The organism is Pseudomonas ficuserectae (assembly GCF_024584585.1).
Taxonomy (GTDB): Bacteria; Pseudomonadota; Gammaproteobacteria; order Pseudomonadales; family Pseudomonadaceae; genus Aquipseudomonas; species Aquipseudomonas amygdali.
In genome coordinates this window covers 2,179,598-2,204,554 of sequence record NZ_CP085684.1, presented here as the reverse complement: position 1 = coordinate 2,204,554, position 24,957 = coordinate 2,179,598, and the positions used below count along the sequence as shown (strand labels likewise).

Below are 24,957 nucleotides of genomic sequence, written 5' to 3'. Positions count from 1 at the left end.
CTCAAGCCCACGTCATAAGAGCGATCAACTACGGGCAGTGGCTGATACCAGCAAGGTTCCGGTATCTGCATCGAGTATTGCCTGCGTTCCCAAGGGCACGGCCTGATTGAGATCTCCATGCCCTACCGGCAAGCCGCCCAGCACCGGAATGCCCAGACTGCCCAGCCGTTCCAGCAGCACATCGGCGGGGCTGATGGTGCCGCCGGTGTTCGCGGCAGGGGTGAACTCGCCCACCGCGACACCCGCCAGACGCGCAAGGATGCCGCAGTTACCCAGATGGGTCAGCATGCGGTCAACCCGATAGGCCGGTTCGTTGACCTCTTCGATGAGCAAAATCGCACCGGTCATGTCGGGCATGAACGGCGTACCCACCGAGGTATCGAGGATGCACAGATTGCCGCCCAGCAACAGGCCCTGCGCGCTGCCGCCCGTTCTGACCTTCGCCGTTGGTGAGGCATGATCGGCCTTGAGCAATACCGGCTCGGTACTCATCAGCACATGGTGCATGCCGCTGACGAACAGGCCACCGCGTTCCAACTGCGAGGCGACCGGGCCATGAATAGTGGCCAGACGCGCATGGTTCCATAGCGCACCATGTAGTGCGGTGATATCGGAAAAGCCGGTCACCAGCTTGGGGTCACGACGCACAGCGTCCATATCCACCTGCTGGACAATTCGCTGCACGCCATAGCCGCCGCGGTTGCAAATGACCGCACGGATCTCCGGATCAGCCAGTGCGGCGTTAAGGTCAGCAAGTCGCTCCTCGTCGGTTCCCGAATAGAATGAGTATTTGCCCAGTGCATGCGGATAGACACGCGGACGCAGCCCCCACCCCTTGAGTACCGCGACCGCAGCGTCGATTTTGCCGGGGTCAACAGGCCCGGCAGGCGATACCAACGCCACGGCGTCGCCAGCACGCAGGACCTGAGGGTGAAGCGTCTGTGGAGAAGTAGCTGGCATTACGGTTATCCAGACGTTTGTCGAGCGATGAATCTAGAGCACCGGCGTAAGTGACTCAAGCCCTATCGGCATTCAGCCTGCGTCATCTGCAGATCCGTCTGAACGCCAAAGCCGCATCGGACTCCTATCAAACAGCATTCGCTTGATGATCGCTTCTTGCCTGAGCAACGCGGCGAGCGTTTGAATCCATCTTTGAACCATTTTCTGGAGACCCTGCCATGACTGATCTTTCCAACCGCCAGTTCCTGCTCGCCAAGCGTCCGTCGGGCGATGTGCGCCGTGAAGACTTCACCTATCAAGAGGCTCCGGTCACCGCACTTGCCGAAGGCCAGATACTGGTCAGGAACAAATACCTGTCGCTGGACCCGGCGATGCGTGGCTGGATGAATGACGGAAAATCCTATATTCCGGCCGTAAAGCTGGGCGAAGTGATGCGCGCCCTGGGCGTGGGCGAAGTGCTTGAATCGAAAAACCCGAAATTTGCCGTAGGCGACCATCTGCAAGGCGCACTTGGCGTTCAGGATTACTTCGTGGGCGAGCCAAAAGGCTTTTACAAGGTCGATACCAGCCTTGCCCCGCTACCGCTTTATCTGTCTGCTCTGGGCATGACCGGCATGACTGCCTACCTGGCGCTGCTGGATGTCGGCCAGCCAAAAAGCGGTGATACCGTAGTGATTTCCGGTGCAGCGGGTGCTGTCGGCAGCGTCGCCGGACAAATTGCCAAGCTCAAGGGCTGCCGGGTTGTCGGCATCGCAGGAGGCGCAGAAAAATGCCGTTTACTGACCGAAGAACTGGGCTTCGATGCAGCCATCGACTATAGGTCCGAAGACGTTATGGATGGTTTGAAGCGCCACTGTCCGGATGGCGTGAACGTGTACTTCGACAACGTTGGCGGCGACATTCTGGACGCGGCGCTCAGCCAGCTGGCGGTCGGCGCGCGCGTGGTGATCTGCGGTGCCATCAGTCAGTACAACAACACCACGGCGATCAAAGGCCCGGCCAACTACATGTCACTGCTGGTCAACCGTGCGCGCATGGAAGGCTTCATCGTACTGGACCACCCCGAGCGCTTCGCTGAAGCCGGTCAGGTGATGGCAGGCTGGATCAAGGAAGGCAAGCTCAAGAGCAAGGAGCATATCGTCGACGGTCTCGAGACTTTCCCGGAGACCTTCCAGATGCTGTTCAGCGGTGAGAACCAGGGCAAGCTGATCTTGAAAGTGGAATAAAGCCCGCGGGCCGGGCACCTCATGCTTCAGCATGGGGTGCCTTGCTTGACGCTGTGCGCCCTTGCGCTCAAGCCAGCTCGGCAACCACCGCAGCCAGGGCCTTCGCCGGGTCAGCTGCCTGGCTGATCGGGCGGCCGATAACGAGGTAATCGGAGCCGGCGTCCAAGGCCTGCCGCGGGGTCAGAATGCGCCGCTGATCGTCCTGCGCACTGCCCGCCGGGCGGATACCGGGCGTCACCAGTTGCAACGACGGGTGAGCCGCTTTCAGGGCCTGCGCTTCCAGCGCCGAACAGACCAGACCGTCCATACCGGCCTTCTCGGCCAGCGCTGCAAGGCGCAGCACCTGCACCTGCGGATCAATATCCAGGCCGATACCGGCAAGGTCTTCCCGCTCCATGCTGGTCAGAACGGTCACGCCAATCAGCAGTGGCTGAGGACCGCTGCGCTGCTCGAGCACTTCGCGGCAGGCCGTCATCATGCGTAGCCCGCCTGAACAGTGCACGTTGACCATCCATACGCCCATCTCGGCAGCGGCCTTGACCGCCATCGCCGTGGTATTGGGGATATCGTGGAATTTGAGATCAAGAAATACCTCGAAACCCTTGTTGCGCAGGGTCTCGACGATATCGGCCGCACAACTGGTGAACAGCTCCTTGCCGACCTTGACCCTGCACAGCTTGGGATCGAGCTGATCAGCCAAACGCAAGGCGGCTTCACGGGTCGGAAAATCCAGGGCGACGATGACGGGAGTCTGGCAGGCGGACATGAGCGTGGTCTCAGGTAAGTCGAAATCGGCGCGCATTGTAGCCGAACCGGCGAGCAGACGGGACCCGTAGATCGGCATTTAGCCAGTCGCGGCCATAAAAAGTCATGATTCCCTGCACCCGCAGCGACCACTGCTTCGATGGCCTGCACCAAACCTGCACAACCCGATGAATCGGTTCACTGCAGCGTTCTGTAAACGACCCGTTTTGAAGCAACACGACAATGATCAGTGCACTGGCACGGCCTCTGCAACAGGATGTTTCAACGATTACCGAATATCAGGGAGATGACCATGAGCACGCAACTCAAGCCAACGCTGGGCACGATTCATCTATGGGGGATCGCTGTCGGGCTGGTGACTTCCGGCGAGTACTTTGGCTGGAGTTACGGCTGGGGCGTGGCGGGTACACTGGGCTTTTTGGTAACAGCCTTGATGGTTGCGACCATGTACACCTGCTTCATCTTCAGCTTTACCGAGCTCACTACGGCCATCCCGCACGCGGGCGGCCCATTTGCCTATAGCCGCCGCGCCTTTGGCGAAAAAGGCGGGCTGATCGCCGGTATGGCCACGCTGATCGAATTCGTATTCGCGCCACCGGCCATTGCCATGGCAATCGGTGCGTACCTTAACGTGCAATACCCGGGGCTGGACCCTAAACATGCGGCTGTCGGCGCTTATATCGTGTTCATGGCACTCAACATCGTGGGCGTAAAGCTGGCAGCAACCTTTGAGCTGGTCGTGTGCATTCTCGCCGTGGCCGAGCTGCTGGTGTTCATGGGGGTGGTCGCACCTGCATTCAGCTTCAGCAACTTCGCCCTCAACGGCTGGGCCGGTTCCCAGACCTTCGGGCCGGAAGCGATTGCCGGCATGTTCGCCGCCATCCCCTTTGCGATCTGGTTCTTCCTGGCCATTGAAGGCGCTGCAATGGCCGCCGAAGAAGCCAAGGACCCGAAACGCACCATCCCGAAGGCCTATATCAGCGGCATTCTGACCTTGGTGATACTGGCGATCGGCGTCATGCTGTTTGCCGGTGGCGTGGGTGACTGGCGCACCCTGGCCAACATCAACGACCCACTGCCGCAAGCAATGAAAGCCGTGGTCGGTGACAGCTCCGGCTGGCTGCACATGCTGGTGTGGATCGGCCTGTTCGGTCTGGTCGCCAGCTTCCACGGCATCATCATGGGTTACTCGCGCCAGTTCTTCGCCCTCGCCCGTGCCGGTTACCTGCCTGCCTCGCTGGCCAAGCTGTCACGCTTTCAGACACCGCACCGGGCGATCATCGCAGGTGGCCTGATCGGCATCGCCGCCATCTACAGCGATGGCCTGGTCAACCTGAGCGGCATGACACTCACCGCCGCGATGATCACCATGGCTGTTTTCGGCGCTATCGTCATGTACATCATGAGCATGCTCAGCCTGTTCAAGCTGCGCAAGACCGAGCCTGACCTTGAGCGCAGCTTCCGCGCGCCAGGCTACCCGGTGGTGCCCGGCATTGCGCTGGCTCTGGCAATCGTGTGTCTGGTGGCAATGGCCTGGTTCAACATGCTGATCGGCCTGATTTTCCTCGGGCTGATGGCCATAGGTTTTATCTACTTCAGCCTGACCGCCAAATCGCGCGCCGATGCACCGACCGACGCGATGCTGACCGGGCAATAATTCAGAGACTTTCCGGGGTTGCGTGCAAAGGGTTTTGCACGCAACCCGATCAGGGCGCATACACTTGAACCATTGAGCAGCCTCGCTGCTCAAACCGGTATCACAACAAGGAGAGCGCTATGCCCTGGTATGCCTGGTTAATTCTGCTCGTAGCCATCGGCTCGATCGTCGGCGGTCTTATGATGCTGCGCGATACAGCCAAGAAACTGCCCCTCACCGAAGAACAACTCAAGCGCGTCCATGAGCGCAACGCCGAAATGGACGCCAAGGAAGCCAAGGACCGTTAAATAAGTCCGGGTGGCAGGCTGAAAACCTGCCCCTGCCTATTTCCCGATCTCTGCGCTGACCGAAAGCACCTTGATATGAAGCGGCTGAAAGATCGTCTCCAACTCGCCGTCCGCGCGCAACTTCTCCAGCAGCGCTTTGAAGTGTGGAACATCAATGTTGCCATTGGGGCGCAACAACGCGTATTGACGGTAGATCTGATCAACGCGTTCGGAGACCATTAACTGCGCCGCTTCATCTTTGTTATGTGCCATAAAATCAATCAGATAAGAACGGGTAACAGGCGCGATATCCGCCCGATTGCGCACCACCATCAATAGATTACTGTCGTGAGAATAGGTGGAGGTCACATTGAAGTGCTCACTCAAGTACTTCTGATCGGTATTGAAGTTGGCAAATCCATAATGGTAACCACTGAACAACGCCAGACGTTTGTCAGACAGATCATCGAAGTAATTCTGATCACGCCCTTCGACCCGCCTTGCTACATAGACCTCGGCATCTTCAAGGCCCAGATCGACGGTTTCGTGCGCAATGTCCTTCCAGCCCCAGTCAGGGTTCTCGAAGATCGCAACATCGAAACGCCCTTCCGCAAAGTCACGAAAACGCCGGGGCACGGAGGTGGGGATCATCACAAACTCGTAATCGTCCTGCTCGGCATTCAGGGCATCGATAAGCTTGGGCAACAGACCGGCGTCTTCGCCTTTTTCAGGGCGGACCATATACGGAGGGAAATGCACGGCGGCCACCCGCACGACCTGCGCGGCATAGACTTGGGACGTTGCCATGAACGGCACAAAGAGCAGAAGGCCTGTGGCGAACGTGCGCGCGACGCCATCAATTAATACCGCAAATTTTTTCATAAAACACGACATCAATCAAAGCCCTCCACGCTATGCGGTTTCCATGATTTAAACAACTGTCAAATCAACGGCGTCAGCATTGCTCACAGTGGTTACTATTGTGCACCGCTGCGATGAACTCGCGTGAGGCACCAATGCCATTAGCAGCGGTCACTGTAAGGGCAGTTGTAAAAACGATATTGTCGGCGCAGCCTCAAGCGTGGGCGCAACAGGCTAATCTGGCTACGCTGAAGCCATTGACTATCGTAAGGGAGCTTGATGATGCCGCATTGGCTGGTGATTGATCTGGAGGCTACCACCGAAGAAGGTGGCTGGCCGGTCGCAGAAATGGAAGTCATCGAAATAGGCGCGACGCTGGTCAATCAGGACGGGCGCGAGCTGGACCATTTCGAGCGCTTCGTACGCCCCGCACGCAGGCCTGTGCTGACTCATTTTTGCCGAGAGCTGACCCATATCAATCAAAGCAGTATCGACAGCGCTGCGCCCCTGACGGCCGTGTGGCCTCAGTTCGAGCGCTGGCTGAGCCATCACCGTGCCCGCGTGCTGGGTTGGGCCAGCTGGGGGGATTACGACCGCCAGCAACTGGAAGAGGAATGGCGCTACCACCGCCTCGACAGCGCATTGTCGAGCATGCCGCACGTCAATCTCAAACAGCGATTCGCCCAGGCCCGTCAGCTACAAAAGCCGATGGGTCTGAACAGCGCCCTGCAATTGGCAGGCATGCAATTCACAGGTCAGCAACACCGGGCACTGGTTGATGCACGCAATACCGCCCGGCTCTTGCCGTTGATACTGCCTAATTGAATCTCGCTGCACGTCGTCAGTTGTTCAGCATCGACTTGCAAGGGGCGTGACGAGTTTTACCGTGTTGGGCATACTGGCGGGCCATTTCCAGCCCTTTCAAAAGGAATCGCCCATGTTCAAGGTCAACGAGTACTTCGACGGCACCGTCAAATCCATCGCCTTCAGTCAGGTCGACGGTCAGGCAACCATCGGTGTCATGGCGGCGGGCGAATATGAGTTCGGTACAGCGCAACGGGAAATCATGCACGTGATCTCCGGCGAGCTGAACGTGAAGCTCCCGGACAGTACCGACTGGGAAACTTTCTCCACCGGCAGCCAGTTCAATGTCCCGGCCAACAGCAAGTTCCAGCTCAAGGTCAGCGTTGATACCGCTTACCTGTGCGAATACCGCTGAGGCTGAACACGTGGGGGGCCTGACCTCCCACCTTGCCCGCACACCTGCCTATACTGCCCCTTTCTATTCGACGCCAGCATTGAACTGCAACGCCGCCAGACGTGCGTAGAGCGGGTTGCTGGCAATCAGTTGCTGATGGGTACCGACCGCCACCAGCCGGCCCTGATCCATAACGGCAATCCGGTCGGCATTCTGCACAGTGGCCAGTCGATGGGCGATGACCAGCGTAGTACGGCCCTGCATCAGGCTTGGCAAGGCTTGCTGAATCAAGTGCTCACTTTGCGCATCCAGCGCACTGGTCGCCTCGTCCAGCAACAGGATCGGCGCATCGACCAGTAACGCGCGGGCAATCGCCAGACGCTGCCGCTGTCCGCCGGACAATCCCACCCCGCCCTCACCCAGATGCGTACCGTAGCCGTCGGCCATGTCGAGAATGAACTCGTGCGCATGGGCGATACGCGCTGCTGCCTGTACCTGCTCAAGGCTCGCAGTGGCGTTTCCGTAACGAATGTTGTCCTCGACACTGCCAAAAAACAGCGCGAGTGATTGTGAAACCAGCGCGAAGCAGCGGCGCAGATCGTGCGGATCGAGCTGTGCGATCGGCACGCCCTCGATCAGGATGCGCCCTTGAATCGGGTCGTAGAAACGCAGCAGCAGGTCGAGGATAGTCGACTTACCTGCTCCGGAAGGCCCGACCAGCGCCAGGGTTTCACCGGGCTCGATGTTCAGGGTCAGGTTATCCAGCGCATTGCGCTCGGGACGCGACGGGTAGGCGAAAGTGACATTCTCCAGCGCCAGACGCCCGCTGATGCGTTGCGGCAGGCTCTGCAGCTCTGTGGCTGGCGCTTTGATCTCGCTGCGAGCCTGAAGCAGCTCACCAATCCTCTCTGCGGCACCGGCGGCGCGCTGCAAATCGCCAATCACCTCGCTCAACGTTCCGAACGCCATGCCGACCATCAGCGCGTAAAACACAAACGCTGCCAGCTCCCCGCTGGAAATACGTCCGCTGATCACGTCCATGCCGCCCACCCACAGCATTACCGCCACTGCGCCAGCACCAGAACGATCACCAGCATAATCAGCCAGGAGCGCTGCAAAATCCGTTTGCGAGCGGTATCGAACGCCTGCTCCACCGTATGTGAAAAACGCTGTTTGTCCTGCTCTTGATGGTTGTACGCCTGCACCGTCTTGATCTGCCCCAGCGCTTCGGCCACGTAGCTGCCCACATTGGCGACCCGGTCCTGGCTCTCGCGCGACAGGTTTCGTACCCGCCGCCCGAACATGAGAATGGGCGCGATGATCAGCGGCAACGCCACCACCACGATGCTGGTGAGCTTGGGGTTGGTGATGAACAACAGCACGATGCCGCCAACGACCATCAGTACGTTGCGCAGGAACATCGACAGTGACGAGCCGATCACCGACTGCAACAACGTGGTATCGGCAGTCAGCCGCGACTGGATTTCCGAGCTGCGATTGTTCTCGTAGAAGCCCGGATGCAGCTCTATCAGGTGATCGAATACTTTCTTGCGCAGGTCGGCGACCACGCGCTCGCCGATCCATGACACCAGATAAAAGCGGGCGAACGTTCCGATGGCCAGGCCGACCGTCAGCAGCATGAAAAAGCCGATCGAGCGCTCGAGCAACTGCGGCGAGCGGGTCATGAAGCCCTGATCGACCATCAGCTTGATGCCTTGGCCGATCGACAGGGTGATACCCGCGGTAATGACCAGTGCCAACAACGCTCCGAACGCTTGCCAGCGATACGGCGCAATGAAACTCGCGGCCAGGCGAAGTGCCTGGCGGTGACGTCGGGTAATCCGTGAAATCATGAAGCCTGCCTGTTTGCCCGATCTGTCTGAATAGCGAAGCCTACACCTGTCACGCATGACGCGCTGTGCATCATTTCGAATGAACTTGCGCCCGGCTTCAAAGGTCAGGTTATGACTGCTTTACAGAGGCGCTATAAGACATCGATCTAAGCGCCTGCTGGCAGATTTGCATCATTTCTGTTGCACTGGGAACGCGTTTGAGCGGCTGACAGAACCTGTCACGGACCGGTCATCAAGCGCGGTTAATTTAACGCCGTTACCTGATGAAAGGAGAAACACCATGAGCCTGCAAGAGCGCAGCAACGAAGTTCCAGTCGTTCGAGCCACGCCCAATCTGCCGGTTGGCGGTGCAATTCTCGACGAGCATGGGCAAGAAGTCCTGATCACTGAAGCAATGGTTCAGGCCGCCTGCCAGGAATGCGACAAGAACTGGGTAACCCCGGAAAAATAAAACCGAACCTGACCAAATGTCTTGAAACCCGACCCTGAGTCGGGTTTTTTATGTCCCGCGTTTACCGGACGATCAGACCAGTACGGCCCCCAGCGCCCGCACGAGTTGCGCCAGCCCCCCGGACTCACCTTCCAAACGGACCTTCAGACCTTCGATTTCCCGACGTGACGGGTAATGCTTGCGCAGGGCATCGAAGGCCAGGCGCTGACTGGCAGTGTCGCCGGTGAGGCTGCGCCGAAAGTCTGCATCGTCACGCCGCGGGTCGTACACGCCACGGCAGAGCATGTTCAGTGCCCAGACCGGATCGCTTGCAGCATCAAGACTGACCTGCGCCAGCCACGGCTTGGGCAGCAGATCGTCCAGTTTTATCACCGCAGGCTGCCCCAGAAAGGCACACAGCGCCTGATAGATCTGCGCAGTGCCCCGTTGCCTGCCATCAAGGCTGTAACCGGCGATGTGCGGCGTACCCAGAACGCACAGGTCGGCCAGCGCCACGTTGACCTGCGGCTCACCTTCCCACACATCCAGCACGGCTTGCAGGTCTTCGCGCTCAAGCAGCACGTCGTGCAGCGCAGTGTTGTCCACCACGGCACCACGGCTGGCATTGATCAGCCAGGCGCCCTGCCTGAGTTGGCGCAAACGGGTTTCGTCGAGCAGGTGCCAGGTTGCCAACGCCCCGGTCTTGCTCAACGGCGTGTGCAGGCTGATGACGTCACAGCGCTGCAATATCTCGTCAAGGCTGACGAAGTCACCACCTTCGGCAGACTCGCGTGGCGGATCGCAGACCAGTACGTTCCAGCCAAGCGCCTTCAAGACATCGACCAGACGACCACCCACCTGCCCTGCACCGACCACACCGTAAGTACGTTGCGCGAGGTCGACGCCTTCGATTTCAGCCAGGGTCAGCAGGCTGCCGAGCACGTAATCCACCACGCCGCGCGCATTGCAGCCCGGTGCGCTGGCCCACTGGATACCGGCTTGCTGAAACCCGTCCAGATCCAGATGATCGGTGCCGATGGTGCAGGTGCCGACAAACCGCACCGGGCTGCCTTCGAGCAGCTCACGGGTTACGGGTGTCACGGAGCGCACCAGCAGGATGTCGGCGTTCGCCACCGCAGCGCGATATATGGCGCGTCCCGGCAAGCGATGAATCTCACCGAAATGAGCGAAAAAAGCGTCGAGCAGGGGAATATTTTCGTCAGCAACAATGCGCATGGAAGACTCTCTGGGTCTGGCGAACAGGGACCGGTCCCCAGTGGGAACAGGTGCGTCGTGAACCGGCGCGGGTTGCAGCGATGTAACAATCAATCAGGCTTTTTGCGTATCCAGTACAGGAACGTGCCTTCTTCAGCCTGCTCCGCAACCAGCTCATGCCCAAGAAATACACAGAACTTCGGAATATCGCGGCGCGTGGACGGATCGGTCGCGATCACCTTGAGCAGGCCGCCCGCAGGCAAGTCACGCACCTTTTGATGCAGCATCATCACCGGTTCCGGACAGAACAGGCCGACAGCGTCCAGCACGGCGTCGACGGTGAGGTTTTCAATGGGCTCAGACATGGGGCACTCCAGAGGCGGGTGGCGATTGTCGCTCAATTCAGTCGGTCAGGCCAAATACTGATGGTTGTACTGATGCCGAACGGCGGCGCGCAGCAAGACAGCAGACAGAAAAATGCCAGGCACATAGCCTGGCATTGATCGTGACCCAGACGACCGTCAGAACGGCAGTTTCATGCCCGGTGGCAACTGCATGCCTGCGGTCATGGAAGCGGTCTTGTCCTGGCTGGCCTGCTCGATCTTGCGCACGGCGTCGTTGACGGCAGCGGCGATCAGGTCTTCCAGCACTTCCTTGTCTTCCTGCATCAGGCTGTCATCCAGATTGATGCGCTTGACGTCGTGACGACCGGTCATCACGACGCTCACCAGGCCTGCGCCCGATTGACCGGTGACTTCCGCGTTGGCCAGTTCTTCCTGCATCTTGGCCATTTTTTCCTGCATTTGCTGCGCCTGCTTCATCAGGCCAGCCATGCCACCTTTCATCATGGGATATCTCCTCGAAAATGGATGGTTTGTTTGCGCGGCGCCAATGGCGCCCTGTGTTCAGTTATTGAGGCTGCACCGCAGGCGCGTCTACGGGCTGGATCGTATCTTCCCGGATAACAGCGCCAAACTGCTGCAACATCTGCTGGATATACGGGTCGGCCTGGATCGAGGCTTCGGCCTGACGCTGACGCTCGGCACGCAGTCGCGAAGCAGCCTGGGCAGGAGTTTCCTGCTCGGGCTTGATCAGCTCGATACTCAGATTGATCGTGCGACCATGATACTGGTTCAACGCATCGTTCAGGCGGCGCTGCTGGGTTGAGTTGAACAGGGCGCTGTGCGCCGGGTCCAGGTGCAGCAGCCATTTATCGCCATCGACCGCCATCAAGGTGCAGTTGGCGGCAATGCTGCCGGTCATGCCGGAGATCGGCAGTTTGGGGAATACCTCCAGCCAGTCGGCAGCAAGGCCGGTGGCTGGTTTGGCGGCCGGAGCGGGCTCGACCGCTTCAAGCTCGACGACGCTCTCGTGGGCCAGCTCATCCAGATAGCTGTAGGACGCCGGGTCTATATCGATGTCCGGCTCGACGTAATCGTCGTCCGCTGGCGGTTCGTCATCACGGCCCATTGGGCCGGAATTCGAAGACATCGAATCCGGATTCATGGACAGATAGGCGGAATCAGGGATGGCTTCAAGCATCGCCGGTGTAACCTGCTGCTCGGCAACCGGCTGCGCAGGTTCCGCCTCCGGCGCATCTGGCACTGGGCTGGCGGGCGCAGGCGTCGGCATTGGCGTGAGGTCTGGCTGTTCGGAGACAGTCTCCAGAACCGGCTCGGCTACCGGTTCTGCAACAGTGCCAGTGTCAGGTGCGGATTCAGCGTTTTTTTCGGCAACCGGTGCCTTTGGCTCATTCCACGGCAGATCGACTTCTTCGACCGGCTCGGGCTGTGCTTGCGGCTGTGATTCTGGCTGTGCTGCGGACTCAGCTCGTGCAGCAGCGGTCGGCATCGGGGCGGCGGCTGGCGGCAGCGCTTCGAAGGCCGGATCGGGCGCAGCCATCACCGGTGCTGTTGAAACTGCGGGAGCTACCGATGCAACAGGTGTCGCATCGGCCACTGCTTTTCGGGAATCAACCGTGGCCTGGCTGATCCCCACCGGCTTTAGCGGTTGCCTCGGCGCATCGTCGTTATCGGCCGGGCGGAATGCCAGCATGCGCAGCAGGACCATCTCGAAACCGCCACGCGGATCCGGGGCCAGCGGCAAGTCACGACGACCAATCAGACCCATCTGGTAATAGAACTGCACGTCTTCGGCAGGCAATGCCTGGGCCAGCGCCAACACCCGGTCGCGGTCGCCGTGCCCGTTGTCGACGCCTTCGGGCAACGCTTGGGCAATCGCCACGCGGTGCAGAACATTGAGAATTTCCGAGAGCACACCATTCCAGTCAGGCCCCTGCTCGGCCAGGTGGCGTACCGCCTCCAGCACACCGCGAGCGTCGCCTTCCAGCAACGCAGTCAGCACATCGAACACCTGACCATGATCCAGTGTGCCGAGCATGGCGCGCACATCGGCAGCCATGACCTTGCCTTCACCAAAGGCAATGGCCTGATCGGTCAGGCTCATCGCGTCACGCATCGAACCGTCGGCAGCGCGCCCGAGCAGCCACAGCGCATCGTCTTCGAACGGCACATTCTCGACGCCCAGTACGTGGGTCAGATGTTCGACCACACGTTCGGGCGTCATGTTTTTCAGCGAGAACTGCAGGCAACGCGACAGAATGGTCGCAGGCAGCTTCTGCGGATCGGTGGTAGCGAGGATGAACTTGACGTAGGGCGGCGGCTCTTCAAGCGTCTTGAGCAAGGCGTTGAACGAGTGACTGGAGAGCATGTGCACTTCGTCGATCAGGTAGACCTTGAAGCGACCGCGACTTGGCGCGTACTGCACGTTATCCAGCAGTTCGCGCGTGTCTTCGACCTTGGTGCGGCTGGCGGCGTCGATCTCGATCAGGTCGACGAAACGGCCTTCATCGATCTCTTTGCACACCGAGCAAGTGCCACAGGGCGTGGAGGTGATGCCGGTCTCGCAGTTCAGGCACTTGGCGATGATCCGCGCGATAGTGGTCTTGCCGACGCCTCGCGTGCCGGTGAACAAATAGGCATGGTGCAGGCGCTGGCTGTCCAGCGCGTTGATCAGGGCCTTCAACACATGAGCCTGGCCGACCATTTCGCGGAACGAGCGCGGACGCCATTTACGTGCAAGGACCTGATAACTCATTTAAAACCGTCGCAACTGGTAAGCGGAAGACCGCCAATGCTAGCCGAGCAGGGGCAAAATTGCATCTGGTGTCCGCCTCTATTGTGGCTAAGCTGAGCAAATGAATCCAATGACGCGCTTTAAACGGACTTTTGCAGAGCCACGGCTGCCTCGTGCAGCCGTGGCGTGCATGCTGTTGCTGTCGATGCAGACGGTGAGCGCGGCCAAAGGCACTCTGGACTTCGCGGTCAACGAAGGGTGGTCCATGCCGATAATGCATATCACCGACTTTCGGCCCGAATCCGGCATTCTGTTCGACATCATGCAAAGCGTTGCGCACCATGTCGGCCTTGAAGCCAGGTACCACGTGATGCCGCGCCTGCGCATCCAGTCGGCGCTTGAGCGTGGCGAAGTAGACATGCATTGCTACAGCTCACAGGCGTGGTATCCCGATCTGTCCGGGGATTACCTCTGGAGCCTGCCGATTCTCTATCAACGCGACTGGCTGGTCGCTTCAGCCGAAACAGCTGCGGGTCCTTACCCGGAGCAGTTCGACAATGAAACCGTCGGCACTGTACTTGGCTACAACTACCCTGCCCTGCAGCATCTTTTCGATAATCATCAACTGATACGTGAAGACGCGCGCACGCAGAACCAGACGCTCGGCAAGCTGATGGCTGGACGCTACAACTACGCCGTGACCAACCAGTTGATCCTTGAATGGACCAATCGAAACCTGTCTGTCGGCAGAAGGCTGAAGCCCATATCGCTGGTCGCAGAGCAGCCTGCGGCCTGCCTGATACGCACCCCCCCCGAGCTGCCGACAGGTAAAATCCTGCGCACACTGGTGCAAATGCGCCTGTCGGGCGAGATTCAGCAAATCATCGATCACTACACCGCGCCTACGCCCCCGTAACCCTTCATCTGCGGTGTAGCAATAGCGTCATATTCCGTCGTTACGCTCGCCTGAAATCTTTGATAATACATTAACCAGCGCGAGTATTTGGCGATGAGCGACAGACCAGACGACGAAGACACCAACAACAACCCCAGCCGCCGTCGTTTTCTGGGCGGGATGGCTGCCTTGGGCGCAGGCGTCACGCTGAGCAGCTACGTTTCGGCCCACGAGAAACCGCCCGCCGACAACGACAAGCATCATCATCTTGCCGGGCCGGCGCTGGACCGGGCCTTGCGCGAAAACGTGAAGACCATTGTGGTGATCTACGCCGAGAACCGCAGCTTCAATAACCTGTTCGGCGATTTTCCCGGGGTCCAGAAGCCACTCTCCTCGCTCAGACCTTCCGACTATGAACAGCGCGACCGCGACGGCACGCTATTGTCCAAACTGCCGCCCGCCTGGGGTGGCGTGTTGCAGGTCGGGCCGCAAACCGTTGACGGCGTGACCTACCCGGCAGGCGAGCAGTTTCAGAAAGACCTGCCCAACGCTCCCTTCCCGCTCAAGGGGCCAAACGGCGAAGACCTGCCGCTGAGTCTGGTCACTCGCGACCTGTGGCACGTTTTCTATCAGAATCAGATGCAGATCAACGACGGTCGCAATGATCGATTCGTCGCCTGGGCCGACGCTGGCGGGCTGACCATGGGCAACTACTCACAGACTCAGTACTCGCTGCGCCTGTGGGACGTTGCCTCGGAATTCGTGCTGTGCGACAACTTCTTTCAGGGTGCATTCGGCGGCTCGTTCCTCAACCACCAATACCTGATTTCAGCCACCGCGCCGATTTACCCCAACGCTGCCGAGTCTCCGGCCAAATCCCAGATCGCAACCCTGCAGAGCTTCAACCCACAGGACCCGCGCCTCAAGCCACTGGACAAGTCGCCTGGCAGCGCAATGGAGGGGCCACCGCAGTTCGGCCCCAGCGCCATTACCCCGGACAACTACGCCGTCAACACCATGGCCCCGCCCTACTGGCCAACCTGGCTGCGCGACCCGCATAACCCTGATTACTCGAAACCGGATCTGCCCAACGTGCTGGTTCCGCAAAGCCACGAACACATCGGCGACAAACTGTCGAAAAGAAATGTCGACTGGGCATGGTACGCTGGGGCCTGGCAAGTGACGCTGGACGAGTTCAAGGACTCCACGGGAATCCCGAAAATCCCTAACTTTCAATACCATCACCAGCCGTTCAACTACTTCAAGCAACAGGGTCCGCAAAACCCTGAAGAACGCAAAAAACGTTTGCGTGACGGCGGCCTGGGTGACGAGTCGAGCACCAACCGCTTCCTCGCCGATGCCGAAGCCGGCAAGTTGCCCGCGGTAACCTTCTACAAGCCCCAGGGCAACCTGAACATGCACGCCGGTTATGCCGACGTGGCTGCGGGTGACCGGCACATAGACCGGGTGATCAAGGTGCTGCGCAAGAGCCCGCAATGGGACAACATGGTGATCGTCGTGACTGTGGACGAGAACGGCGGATGGTGGGACCACGTCGCACCGCCCAAAGGCGACCGCTTCGGCCCTGGCACGCGTATTCCCGCGCTGGTCATTTCACCCTTCGCCCGCAAAGGCAAGGTGGACCACACGGTATACGACACGGCCTCGATTCTGCGCCTGATTACCCGTGTTCACGGCCTGGAAAAGCTCGACGGGCTGAAGCGCCGCGACGACGCCATGATCGCGCGCGGCCAGGCTCCCATGGGCGACCTGACCAACGCATTGCACTTTCCTGCCTGAGTCCGTCGCTATAGAGCTCAGATACTCGCGTCGGCTGCCTCCAGTGCAGTCGGACGCGACGTCTTGACCGGTGGCAGGGACGCCACATACACCGTGCGGGACGGGAACGCGAAACGCACATCCAGTTCGGCTAAGGCTTCCATGATGTCCAGATTGATCGCCTGCTGCACATCCATATAAACGTTGTAGCTGGGGTCGAGAACTATAAAGACGGTCTCGAACTCCAGTGACGTTTCGCCAAAACCACGGAAATGCGAGCGGTCGAAACGGGCGAGTTTCTGCGCGTTGATGATCGTTTCTACTTTCTTTGGCACTTCCCGTATCTGATCGACAGAGCAGTCATACGTGAGCCTGAATTCGAAGACAATGCGCCGCTCCTGCAAGCGTTTGTAGTTCTGAATGGTGTTGTTGATCATGTCGGCGTTGGCCATCACGATCTGCTCGCCGCCTAGGCTACGGATGCGCGTGGTCTTCAGACCGACATGTTCGACCGTACCGGACAGCGCGCCAACCACAATGAAATCGCCGACTTCGAAAGGCTTGTCCACTGCGATGGAAAGTGAGGCAAACACATCACCCAGAATGTTCTGCACCGCCAGCGCAACCGCAATACCGCCCACCCCGAGGCTGGCGACAAACGCGGTGATGTTGACCCCGACGTTCGACAACATCGCCATGACCACCGTGGCCCACAGCAACACTTTCGCGCCCCACAGGCTCAACGTTGCCAGCGCACTGCCCTGATAGGTGCCGCCAGCGTTGTGACGTACAAAGTAGCGCTGCAGCGCGAGCGCAATTGCCCGGTTCGCCCACAACCCGACCTGCAATGCAGCAACCACGAACCACAGACTGCTGACCCGCCCAAGCCAGCGCTCCGGCAGATCGAGCATGCCCACCCCGATCAGAATCGAAGCCAGCAGTAACAGTGTATTGCTGGTGCCCGACAGCACCTGCACCACGATGTAGCGCATATGCGTGCTGGGCGAATCAGGCCGCGAGCGCATCTTTCGGAGCACAAAACCGATAACCCCCCTGACCAGAATAAAACTCATGGTCGAGGCGAACACAGCGAGTATCCAGTTGGCGAGCGAGATGCCCAAAAATTGCGAGTCTGTGAAAAATCTGATGATGTCCTGTTCCATCCGGCCCCCGGCTCCACTGCTACGAGACGCCTGACCGAAAAGCCCGTGACACCCGCAGCAACTTGAATTGCCCCTTGCCGTAAAACGGTTTCAAGCGACGCGTAAGGGGTTAGGGGGTGTGTAGGAGTGAGGGTTCAGTTTGATTTGGCTGCTGGTAGAGCACTGGAAATCACACCACGCCCTCTCCTGATTGCCCAGTTGGCCAGCATGGAACCATTCTTCTACTCATCGCCAATCATCCCCCGCCGTGGAGGAGGTAGACCAAATGGCCACAAGGCTAGCCATGGCTAAAGATCACATCAACTCAGAGGAAAATACCCATGACCTTTAGCATCAGTGGGGGAGCTGGCCCATCGACGTATTACACCCAGCCACAGCCCTTTGATGAGTTGAAGCTGGAGCCAGAGAAAATTCAGCAAAAAACTGCAAAGCTCAAAGAGGAAGGGTATTTCAGCGTTCGCATGTCGGAGCACACTAAAAGCTATTTGCTCGAGCAAAGCCGTCTCAGTAACCCTGCATGGCGAAACGAAACCGTCGGTAAAGTCGTTGACCTGCGGGCGACCGAGCATGAGCGCTCGGTAACGACAGTAGAAAAAGACATCGCCGCCTCGCTCACGGGAAGAAAACAACAATTACGCCCCTACGAATTTCAACTACGGCGCGCGGACAATCCGCGCTCAGAGCAATGGCATCAAGACAGAGCACCGCTAAAAGTCATTTGCATCTCAGCGATTGAAGGCCGCGGCACAGAGTTCGTTACGTCGCCGGAGTCAAAAGCCGTGTTTACGAACGGGGAATATGCAGAAATGAACTCCCTGAGCGTCGAGGTGGTCGCACAAAAGACCAAAGAAGCCAAGCGAGACCGCTTCTATTTCTTTGCTGGCAAAGGCATTACCGAAGAAAGCGTTCCTAAACTGGTACATCGCTCACCAAGTGAGACCGGCAGGTCCATATTCATGGCGCGATGGAAGTAAGACAGGCCACGCAGGATTAACCGCCGGATTGAAAACATCCGGCGGTTATCTCCGTGCCGGGCAAACTGTTTTTACAGACGCACGAAGTTCTCGCCAGCGCAGGGCGCAGTCGAAACAGGAATAGGCTTTCATTTTTACGGGTAGGCCCCTTTCAGAAAAGGACCTTGAGATAGGTGGTGCCCCCACCAGCCACACCCCGGCACACAATGTTCCCGCTGTGGCTGCTTACTTCCGGATCTGACCAAGTGGCATGCAAGCATGCTCGGTAATCGTTGCCGGCCTTACGGGGTAAGGGTTACGGACTGATGAGGGTGCAACATATCTGCCGTGCGAACACTCAGCACGGGCGGTTAAAACTCCGGGGTGTAGCCAGCATGGCTTCCTCCATAGTCTCATGCCAGTTACCTTCAGCTCGCCTCATAACGCCCCTTCTTAACTGTTATCGTCCATGTATGATTCCTTGAGGTTACCCTGCAGACAAGCGGCAGAGAATGCTAGCTTTCCGATAGTGACCACCACCGCTCAAATAGGGAAACCACTACAGAAGATCAAAACTTAAATACCCTAGGCCCCCTTGGCGTGCTCTAAATTGGTAACCAAGTTATCCATTGTCGATCTCATCACCCGCACCTGCTCAAGAGCCTCCCGGAATGATCTTACCTCAGTCCCTGCCAGAACCCCCACAACACCGGGGATGGCCATTGTCTGGTTATAGCGGCGACCTTCGACATCTCTAAATGAATCAGCAGCTTCCATAATCAAATTCATGGTCGCAGTCTGGACAGACTCGCCTGCGGTAGACATCAAGGACGCAACCTGCGAAGTGATGAAGTCGTAGACCAACTCCCCATACTGGATCGCCTCTTCGGTCGAAGGAATATACCCCTTATGAACGACGCTGTTTCGAAAGGCTTTCCAATCCTTTGTTTTGCCAGTCGCCCCTGCGGGCTTCACCTTCTCAGGCTTCGGCGATACGGACGTCCCATAATGAAGAAGGTGAAGCATGAGGTAGGCGCCATATTGCCGCTCTGATGAATTAACTAAGTCCTGCCATGTCTGCTTCATCGCAGCCTGTGCAATCTGGTTCCTCTGGGCGACTACTCGAATAAAAAACTCAAAAAAACGCTCCTGTGAGGAAGCGAAACGAGTAATTGCCTCGCCGGGATAGCCATCTAATAATGCCCGAGCGCCAAGCTCGAACAGGATCTCGAACTTATGTTGCTGTACTACAGACACCGTCTTATGGCCTCTCGGGCACTCCGTCAGATAGGCTCCTCGGTCATTGACCTCGTGCCAAGCTGTGTGGCAATTCAACGGATGACCGTCCTCCTGAAAACATCCCGCACACATGACCAAGACCTTCATTGACAGCTCTCCCTGTAGTGTTAATTCATCTTGGCTGCTGGATAGAGGCCAATCAACCACAAAAAAAGCACTGCAGGATTTGGCAGGATTTCGCGAATCGTTCAGCTTCCCTGCTGCTGAGCCTAATCGTAAAACTTTGGCCCACGGCGGTAGCGTGAAACAGAAAGGTTTGGATGCAAGGACTTAAGCCGATAGCATATGCAGCACAGCGCACCACTTGATGTACCCAAACGTTATCAAACTTTGAGATTTTTTACTGAGAAGTACTTTTAGAATCAAGGACTTAGAGATAGGTGGTGCCCCCACCAGCCACACCCCGGCACACAATGTTCCCGCTGTGGCTGCTTCCTTCCGGATCTGACCAGGTTCACGGGTAATCGTTGCGGGGGGACCGATGGGGTCACCATAACGACACTCACCAGTTGGCGAGCCGCGCTATTGTACCGGTCTGGCGTGAGTTTACAACCGTTGGTTCGGATAAAAATTTCGAGGGGGCTCAAGCACTTGTGTGCAGGGGCTGAAACGCAAAGCTGCATCGGCCGTTGATGTCACAAATCCTCGAAACACCCTTATTCGATCCTGTACCCTGCCCGCCTCAACAATAATCAGCCAGCAGGTTGCTCATGCAGACTCGATTGGTCGACTACCACGACCTCAACGCCTCTCAACGTCAACAGCTCGGACACCTTGAGGTGACGCAGGAGCAGACACAGTTCTCCGGTGATATTTACACCGCGCTCAATACTCTGCTGGTCAACCCCAGCCCCAATGTTTGCGGCTTTGTGCTGCTGGGCGACGACAAGCCGGTGGGTTTTTTCCTGCTCAAGCGTGGCGACTGTCTGCCGCACTGGGCTCAGGAGGAGCTGGCTGCGACGCTGCATGCGTTGCAAATAGATCATCACGAACAGGGCAAGGGGCTAGGCAAAGCGTGCTTGCAGGCGTTGCCTGCGGCGCTACGCCTGAAGTGGCCAGACATCACGCATTTGATGCTCTCGGTAGATGCAGATAATAGCGCTGCTATCGGGCTTTATTCAGGTCAGGGCTGGGTGGACACCGGAGAGGCTTACCGCGGAAGGATCGGTTTTGAGCGCAGGCTGGTGCTGACACTTTGATACGAAGTTTGAGCACGCGCCTGACATCCAACGATGTCAGGCGCTGTCTGGGTTACTGAGCCTGCAACACCTCGTCGGCCTTGCCACCCGCGTCCTGAATCACCAAGTGGATGAAATGCAGCTTGGCGATTACCGCAGGAGGCAGCACGAACGGATAGAAGTCCGGCTGACCCATACTGCGTGACAGCTCGTTGAGCATGCTGGCCAGTTCGATCCAGGCGTTGACGAACGACAGGAACGCCGGGCCGCCTGGGTGCTGTGGATCATAGAGCACTTCCAGCGGGAATGGCTGGTAGTCCAGCTCCATGTCGCGGGCGCTCATGCCAAAACCCAGGGCGGTGTCGACCGCGTCCATCATATGCAGGTAGTGAGCCCAGGTTTCGGCCCAGTCTTCCCACGGGTGCATGGTGGCGTAAGCACTGACAAAGCTTTCCTGCCAGTTGTCGGGCGCGCCGTTTTTATAGTGGTGATCAAGCGCATCGGCGTAGCTGGCGCGCTCATCGCCGAACAGATTGCGGCAACCGTCCTGCCAGTGGGTATTGGCGATCAGTCGATCCCAGTAATAATGGCCAACTTCATGGCGGAAATGGCCGAGCAAGGTGCGGTAGGGTTCGTGCATCTGCACGCGCATCGCTTCGCGGTGAGCGTCGTCGGCTTCTTCGATGTTAAGGGTAATCAGGCCATTGGCGTGGCCAGTGGTCGGCAGCTTGCCTTCCAGATCGACACCGACAAAGTCAAAGGCCAGGCCGGCTTCTTCATCGACGCTCTTGGGGATGACCTGCAGCCCCAGGGAAATCAGCTGCGCAACCAGACGACGCTTGGCGGTCTCGACCTTGCGCCAGCGCTCACCGTTTTCGGCGATGGACAGGTCGGGAATGGTGCAATTGAGGCTGCACGCAACGCAGAACTCACCGGCGTTGTGCTCCGGAAACAGCCAGTTACAGGCTGCCGGGGTATCGAGGTTGGCGCAACGTCGATACAGACCAGCACCCGGCTCGTCGCTCAGGCGCCAGGTAGGCTCAGGCCCCGCTTCAAGCGTAGCCACGCGCCCCTGCTCCGGCAGGTAACCCAGCGCAGCCGAACAGGCCAGGCATTGGGAATTGGGGAAAAACACCGACTGGCCGCATGTGCACTGCCAGACCTTGCTGTTACGTTTGGATTCGCCGACAAATGGGGCGGTAATGCGTGAACTCAATTGCTCGAAAAAGCGATACATGGCGATCTCCCGTTGGCCTTGCATGGACTAGATCATGCCTAAGCTTCAGGGGTTCAAAATATTATCGAACGGTGGGGACGGATAGCGTCGACGGCGTTTGCGTGGGCGAAAACGGTGCATCGCACGGTAGCTAAGATTATCGTTCCGCACGCTCCAGCGTGGGAATGCAGTGCGTGACGCTCCGCGTCACAGATCTACGCCACGCCATCAAACTCAAGACCGGACGCAGAGTGTCCAGAACGGCATGCGACGCGGAGCGTCGCACGATAATCAAGACATGCCTAAGCAGAGCATCGCACGGTAGTTGAGATTATCGTTCCGCACGCTCCAGCGTGGGAATGCCGTGCGTGACGCTCTGCGTCAAAGATCTACGCCGCACCATCGCACTCAAGACCGGACGCAGAGCGTCCAGAACGGCATGCGAGGCGGAGCGCACGATAATCAAGTGGAGCGTCGGCCTGCCTCAGTCAACCGTCACGCCCAGTTCGGTCAGGCGTTTGAGCAGCGCATCTTCGTCCAGTACGGTCAGCCCCAGCTCGTTGGCCTTGGTCAGTTTCGAGCCTGCACCGGGGCCTGCAACCACGGTGTGGGTCTTGGCCGAGACCGAGCCGGAGACTTTGGCACCAAGGCTTTCGAGTTTTTCCTTGGCGACGTCGCGACTCATGCGTTCCAGCGACCCCGTCAGTACCCAGGTCTGCCCGGCCAGCGGCAAGCCTTCGACGGTTTTTTTCTCGCTGCGCCAGTGCATGCCGAAGTCTTTGAGCTGGGCTTCTATGGCGCGTGCACGCTCGGCATGTGCGCTGTCGTCGAAGAAATCACGGACCGATTTGGCCTGCTTCTCCGGCAGCGTCTGGCGCATGTCCAGCCAATCGGCGCTGATGATGGCCTCCAGCGTGCCGAATCTGTCAGCCAGTTTTTGTGCAGCGCCCGGCCCTACCGACGGGATATGTAATTTGTCGATCAGCCCTTCAAGCGTAGTGCTGGCCGCAAACTCGGCACCCAACTCGCCCTGGTCCTGCAATTTCAGTCCACATTCGCCCAACAGCGCATCAATGACGTTACGGTTGTGCTCGTCTTCGAAGAAGCTGTGAATTTCGTAGGCGACTTCCAGACCGACGTCCGGCAGGTACGTCAGGACTTCCGGCAATGCCTGTTTGACGCGGTCCAGAGACGCCAGCGAACGCGCCAGCACCTTGGCCGTCTCCTCGCCCACATCGGGAATGCCCAGGGCATAGATGAAGCGCGCCAGGGTCGGCTGTCGGCTGTCGGCAATCGCCTTGAACAGCTTGTTGCTGGAAATTTCGGCAAAGCCTTCCAGGTCGATGATTTGTTCGTATTTCAGCTTGTACAGGTCGGCAGGCGAGCCAATGAGTTTTTCATCGACCAGTTGCTCGATGGTCTTGTCTCCCAACCCTTCAATGTCCATCGCACGACGTGACACATAGTGGATGATCGCCTGTTTGAGTTGCGCACCGCAGGCCAGACGCCCGACGCAGCGATACACCGCACCTTCGGTGACGGTTTCCTTGCCCTTGCTGCGCTTGATCAACTGCGTGCGCTCGACATGCGAGCCGCATACCGGACAGGTCTGTGGTACCTGGACCGGCCTTGCGCTTTCAGGACGGCGCTCGACGACAACCTGCACCACCTGCGGAATCACGTCACCGGCACGACGGATGATCACCGTGTCGCCAATCATCAAGCCGAGCCGCGCCACTTCATCCATGTTGTGCAGCGTGGCGTTGGCGACCATGACACCAGCCACCTTGACCGGCTTGAGGCGCGCGACCGGCGTTACCGCACCGGTACGGCCTACCTGAAACTCGACATCCAGCAACTCGGTCAGCTCTTCCATGGCCGGGAATTTATGGGCGATCGCCCAGCGTGGCTCGCGGGCGCGAAAGCCCAGTTCGCGCTGCGCAGCCAGGTTGTTGACCTTGAACACCACACCGTCGATCTCGTAGCTCAGCGTCAGGCGCCGCTCACCGATATCGCGGTAATAGTCCAGACACTCCTCGACGCCATTCGCCAGCTTCAGCTCGCGACTGACCGGCATCCCCCATTTTTTCAACGTTTCAAGCACGCCGATGTGAGTGTCGGCGATTTCCGCCGAAGTCTGCCCCAGGCCATAGCAACAGAATTCCAGCGGACGATTGGCAGTTATTTTCGAGTCCAGTTGGCGCAGGCTGCCCGCCGCTGCATTGCGAGGGTTGGCGAAGGTTTTGCCGCCGATTTCCAGCTGGCTGGCGTTGAGCCGCTCGAAACCTGCCTTGGACATGAACACTTCGCCGCGCACTTCCAGCACATCCGGCCAGCCTTTGCCTTTCAGCTTGAGCGGGATGTTGCGCACGGTGCGTACATTGACGCTGATGTCCTCGCCGGTGGTCCCGTCCCCACGCGTCGCACCGCGTACCAGCGCACCATCGCGATACAGCAGGCTGACTGCCAGACCGTCCAGCTTGGGCTCGCAGCTGTACTGCACCTTGCTGCCCGCACCAAACAGGTCCCCGGCAGGCAAGTCCAGCCCTTCGGTTACCCGCCGGTCAAACTCGAGCATGTCGTTTTCTTCGAAAGCGTTGCCCAGGCTGAGCATCGGCATTTCGTGCCGCACCTGGGTGAACGCCGACAAAGCGGCACTGCCGACCCGTTGCGTCGGCGAATCCGGCGTGACCAGATGCGGGTTTTCTGCCTCAAGGGCCTTGAGTTCGTGAAACAGGCGGTCGTACTCGACATCCGGGATGCTGGGCTCATCCAGCACGTGATAGCGGTAATTGTGCTCATCCAGCTCTGCACGCAGTTCCAGGATTCGGGTTTCGACGGCCTTCATACGGTGTTCTCTCAAAAAGCAAAAGAGCAGCCGAGGCTGCTCAATCTGTTGGCTCTGTTCTGTTCAAGCCCAATCCCCGAAAAAGCGCGCCGGAGCATG

Annotated in this window: 21 protein-coding genes, 1 other RNA gene and 1 pseudogene; 10 read left to right on the top strand and 13 right to left on the bottom strand. The window is 58.6% G+C overall.

The features are described from left to right. Nucleotides 1-24: 24 nt before the first annotated feature. On the bottom strand, nucleotides 25-960 hold the full coding sequence (locus tag LJU29_RS09730) for a S66 peptidase family protein (protein WP_257112164.1): 936 nt from the start codon (nucleotides 958-960) through the stop codon (nucleotides 25-27). A 218-nt stretch (nucleotides 961-1,178) separates the two neighbouring features. Here LJU29_RS09730 and LJU29_RS09725 point away from each other — a divergent pair, with 218 nt between their 5' ends. After that, nucleotides 1,179-2,186, top strand: coding sequence for an NADP-dependent oxidoreductase (locus tag LJU29_RS09725; RefSeq protein ID WP_257112162.1), 1,008 nt, complete (start codon nucleotides 1,179-1,181; stop codon nucleotides 2,184-2,186). Between the two features lie 67 nt (nucleotides 2,187-2,253). On the opposite strand, the gene pyrF is transcribed toward LJU29_RS09725, so the two are convergent. After that, complete coding sequence (gene pyrF / locus LJU29_RS09720; protein ID WP_031599498.1) at nucleotides 2,254-2,952, bottom strand: orotidine-5'-phosphate decarboxylase; 699 nt, start codon at nucleotides 2,950-2,952, stop codon at nucleotides 2,254-2,256. Between the two features lie 291 nt (nucleotides 2,953-3,243). Here pyrF and eat point away from each other — a divergent pair, with 291 nt between their 5' ends. Both eat and LJU29_RS09710 read left to right on the top strand, forming a co-directional pair. Beyond that, nucleotides 3,244-4,608, top strand: a complete 1,365-nt coding sequence (eat, locus tag LJU29_RS09715) for an ethanolamine permease (RefSeq protein ID WP_257112161.1) — start codon at nucleotides 3,244-3,246, stop codon at nucleotides 4,606-4,608. A 119-nt stretch (nucleotides 4,609-4,727) separates the two neighbouring features. Then, nucleotides 4,728-4,895 carry a DUF2897 family protein gene (locus tag LJU29_RS09710; RefSeq protein ID WP_002552826.1) on the top strand — a complete coding sequence of 56 codons (168 nt, stop codon included), beginning with the start codon at nucleotides 4,728-4,730 and terminating at the stop codon, nucleotides 4,893-4,895. A gap of 36 nt (nucleotides 4,896-4,931) precedes the next feature. On the opposite strand, the gene LJU29_RS09705 is transcribed toward LJU29_RS09710, so the two are convergent. After that, nucleotides 4,932-5,768, bottom strand: a complete 837-nt coding sequence (locus tag LJU29_RS09705; protein WP_019741857.1) for a substrate-binding periplasmic protein — start codon at nucleotides 5,766-5,768, stop codon at nucleotides 4,932-4,934. A 249-nt stretch (nucleotides 5,769-6,017) separates the two neighbouring features. On the opposite strand from LJU29_RS09705, the gene LJU29_RS09700 reads away from it, so the two are divergent. Together LJU29_RS09700 and ppnP are read left to right on the top strand one after the other, a co-directional pair. Beyond that, nucleotides 6,018-6,560, top strand: a complete 543-nt coding sequence (locus tag LJU29_RS09700) for a 3'-5' exonuclease (RefSeq protein ID WP_002552824.1) — start codon at nucleotides 6,018-6,020, stop codon at nucleotides 6,558-6,560. A gap of 112 nt (nucleotides 6,561-6,672) precedes the next feature. Further along, entirely contained in the window at nucleotides 6,673-6,954 is a 282-nt protein-coding gene (gene ppnP / locus LJU29_RS09695) for a pyrimidine/purine nucleoside phosphorylase (RefSeq protein ID WP_004658419.1), read from the top strand. A 63-nt stretch (nucleotides 6,955-7,017) separates the two neighbouring features. Here ppnP and LJU29_RS09690 read toward each other — a convergent pair. Next, nucleotides 7,018-8,786, bottom strand: a pseudogene (locus tag LJU29_RS09690) (ABC transporter transmembrane domain-containing protein). 280 nt (nucleotides 8,787-9,066) lie between these two features. Between LJU29_RS09690 and LJU29_RS09685 the strand changes: the two are divergent. Then, complete coding sequence (locus LJU29_RS09685; RefSeq protein ID WP_002552821.1) at nucleotides 9,067-9,237, top strand: PA1571 family protein; 171 nt, start codon at nucleotides 9,067-9,069, stop codon at nucleotides 9,235-9,237. A 72-nt stretch (nucleotides 9,238-9,309) separates the two neighbouring features. On the opposite strand, the gene pdxB is transcribed toward LJU29_RS09685, so the two are convergent. The 4 genes from pdxB to dnaX form a co-directional block, all read right to left on the bottom strand. Beyond that, nucleotides 9,310-10,452: a 4-phosphoerythronate dehydrogenase PdxB gene (gene pdxB / locus LJU29_RS09680; RefSeq protein ID WP_057453070.1), complete on the bottom strand. Its 1,143-nt coding sequence runs from the start codon at nucleotides 10,450-10,452 to the stop codon at nucleotides 9,310-9,312. 89 nt (nucleotides 10,453-10,541) lie between these two features. Beyond that, nucleotides 10,542-10,796, bottom strand: coding sequence for a sulfurtransferase TusA (tusA, locus tag LJU29_RS09675; RefSeq protein WP_002552819.1), 255 nt, complete (start codon nucleotides 10,794-10,796; stop codon nucleotides 10,542-10,544). A 156-nt stretch (nucleotides 10,797-10,952) separates the two neighbouring features. Further along, nucleotides 10,953-11,279 carry a YbaB/EbfC family nucleoid-associated protein gene (locus tag LJU29_RS09670; protein WP_002552818.1) on the bottom strand — a complete coding sequence of 109 codons (327 nt, stop codon included), beginning with the start codon at nucleotides 11,277-11,279 and terminating at the stop codon, nucleotides 10,953-10,955. 61 nt (nucleotides 11,280-11,340) lie between these two features. Then, on the bottom strand, nucleotides 11,341-13,548 hold the full coding sequence (dnaX, locus tag LJU29_RS09665) for a DNA polymerase III subunit gamma/tau (RefSeq protein WP_257112157.1): 2,208 nt from the start codon (nucleotides 13,546-13,548) through the stop codon (nucleotides 11,341-11,343). Nucleotides 13,549-13,657: 109 nt separating this feature from the next. On the opposite strand from dnaX, the gene LJU29_RS09660 reads away from it, so the two are divergent. Both LJU29_RS09660 and LJU29_RS09655 read left to right on the top strand, forming a co-directional pair. After that, nucleotides 13,658-14,443, top strand: coding sequence for a substrate-binding periplasmic protein (locus LJU29_RS09660; protein ID WP_257112156.1), 786 nt, complete (start codon nucleotides 13,658-13,660; stop codon nucleotides 14,441-14,443). A 93-nt stretch (nucleotides 14,444-14,536) separates the two neighbouring features. Beyond that, nucleotides 14,537-16,222, top strand: a complete 1,686-nt coding sequence (locus LJU29_RS09655) for an acid phosphatase (protein WP_054995606.1) — start codon at nucleotides 14,537-14,539, stop codon at nucleotides 16,220-16,222. Nucleotides 16,223-16,239: 17 nt separating this feature from the next. On the opposite strand, the gene LJU29_RS09650 is transcribed toward LJU29_RS09655, so the two are convergent. Continuing rightward, nucleotides 16,240-17,364, bottom strand: coding sequence for a mechanosensitive ion channel family protein (locus LJU29_RS09650; RefSeq protein ID WP_257112155.1), 1,125 nt, complete (start codon nucleotides 17,362-17,364; stop codon nucleotides 16,240-16,242). 320 nt (nucleotides 17,365-17,684) lie between these two features. Here LJU29_RS09650 and LJU29_RS09645 point away from each other — a divergent pair, with 320 nt between their 5' ends. After that, a complete protein-coding gene (locus LJU29_RS09645; RefSeq protein WP_257112154.1) occupies nucleotides 17,685-18,338 on the top strand; it encodes a DUF1826 domain-containing protein in 654 nt (217 codons plus the stop codon). Nucleotides 18,339-18,902: 564 nt separating this feature from the next. On the opposite strand, the gene LJU29_RS09640 is transcribed toward LJU29_RS09645, so the two are convergent. Both LJU29_RS09640 and ffs read right to left on the bottom strand, forming a co-directional pair. Then, on the bottom strand, nucleotides 18,903-19,703 hold the full coding sequence (locus LJU29_RS09640; RefSeq protein WP_257112152.1) for a hypothetical protein: 801 nt from the start codon (nucleotides 19,701-19,703) through the stop codon (nucleotides 18,903-18,905). A gap of 300 nt (nucleotides 19,704-20,003) precedes the next feature. Further along, nucleotides 20,004-20,100, bottom strand: an RNA gene (gene ffs, locus LJU29_RS09635) — signal recognition particle sRNA small type. Nucleotides 20,101-20,326: 226 nt separating this feature from the next. Here ffs and LJU29_RS09630 point away from each other — a divergent pair. Continuing rightward, entirely contained in the window at nucleotides 20,327-20,815 is a 489-nt protein-coding gene (locus LJU29_RS09630; protein WP_005755937.1) for a GNAT family N-acetyltransferase, read from the top strand. A 52-nt stretch (nucleotides 20,816-20,867) separates the two neighbouring features. Here the strand turns inward: LJU29_RS09630 and LJU29_RS09625 are convergent, their stop codons facing one another. Next, nucleotides 20,868-22,031 carry a zinc-binding metallopeptidase family protein gene (locus LJU29_RS09625; protein WP_257112707.1) on the bottom strand — a complete coding sequence of 388 codons (1,164 nt, stop codon included), beginning with the start codon at nucleotides 22,029-22,031 and terminating at the stop codon, nucleotides 20,868-20,870. Nucleotides 22,032-22,494: 463 nt separating this feature from the next. Beyond that, a complete protein-coding gene (ligA, locus tag LJU29_RS09620; RefSeq protein WP_005755938.1) occupies nucleotides 22,495-24,858 on the bottom strand; it encodes an NAD-dependent DNA ligase LigA in 2,364 nt (787 codons plus the stop codon). Nucleotides 24,859-24,957 lie beyond the last annotated feature (99 nt).